The 1,160-nt window shown below is 29.5% G+C and carries 2 protein-coding genes; both read left to right on the top strand.

From position 1 onward, the window contains the following. Positions 1-284, top strand: a 284-nt coding sequence (locus MMG82_RS21345) for a hypothetical protein (protein ID WP_241407417.1), incomplete at its 5' end; no start/stop codon positions are given. An 18-nt stretch (positions 285-302) separates the two neighbouring features. After that, the coding region (locus MMG82_RS21340; protein ID WP_241407416.1) for a hypothetical protein at positions 303-1,160 on the top strand (858 nt) is incomplete at its 3' end.

Genomic DNA, 1,160 nt, shown 5'->3' with positions numbered 1-1,160 from the left:
ATAGACTTAATCATTTTAAAAATTGGTTTGAAATTGGCGAATTTTCTCATGCGAAATTATCACCTAACTTGCATTCAACCTTGGCTCTGAGAATAAAACTTTACGAAGGCATAATTGTTTCTAATAATGCGTTTGAGCGTTTGAGATTTTTATTTTTAATGCCAAGTTTGAATACTTCAGAGTTGCTATTAATTTTTTTAGGAGCAAGAGTTAGTTTGGTAAATCGTAAAGTTCAAAGGTTTAAAATGCTAATTAAAAGAATAAAACATAAATTGATCAATTAAAATACAATGGTGTTTGATATGTTAAGGCGACTAGCTCCATTGGTTCTTACCTTTATGGTTTTTTTTCTCTATTATGCCCAGTTCATCAGTATCAGTGTATGTAATTTTTTAGTTGTTTTAATTTCTACTATTGTTTTGTTTAATGTTTCACGTATTCCCGCACTGCAGTTAATATTGTGCTTTTGTTATTTATTTCCTTTTTATACACTTGCATATACTAATTTTGGATTTTCAATTAGTGACTATTCTCGTTTTCAGACAGAATATTTGTTTTCTCAGTTTTTATTTGTTCATTCATTGTTCTTTTCTGGGATTGCTATTGCAATAAAATCGTCGAAAAGTGTGGTTTATTTATCTTCAAGTATTAAAAAATATAGAAATGATTATGTTTTTTATGCTTCGCTTATAATGATTTTGACAGGATGCTTTTTATTTCGCGGCGTAAATATTTTCACAACATCAAATCCATACGAAGCATATGTTAATAATTTAAGTGTTGAGTCTGGCTTGCCTGAGTATTTGCTGGTGATTATTTTTCTTTCTTTTTTGTTTAAGCCACCATTCAAAGCCTCAAGTTTTGTTTTCTTCGTTGTCGTTTCTTTTTATTGTTATAAGTTAATTACTTTAGGGTATCGTGTTCAATTTTTGATGGCTTTTCTGCTAGTTTTTATTTTGTTGTTTGAAACGTTTTTAAAAAAATATTATGCATTATTTTGTTTTTTTGTTGGTTTCATTGTATTTTCTTCACTTGGATATCTCAAAGATGGTGGCCTAAACAACTTTGACTTAGCTCATCTAATTTTTGATACCTCTCCAGGGTTTGTGCTTTCACATCATACCGGCGTGATTTATTCGTCTTTAGCTATTCTAGGAAAT

Origin of the sequence: Shewanella sp. MM_2022_3 (assembly GCF_022557375.1) — a bacterium.
Lineage (GTDB): Bacteria > Pseudomonadota > Gammaproteobacteria > Enterobacterales > Shewanellaceae > Shewanella > Shewanella xiamenensis.
The sequence above is the reverse complement of the archived record's forward strand: the minus strand, read 5'-3'. Positions and strand labels throughout refer to the sequence as shown.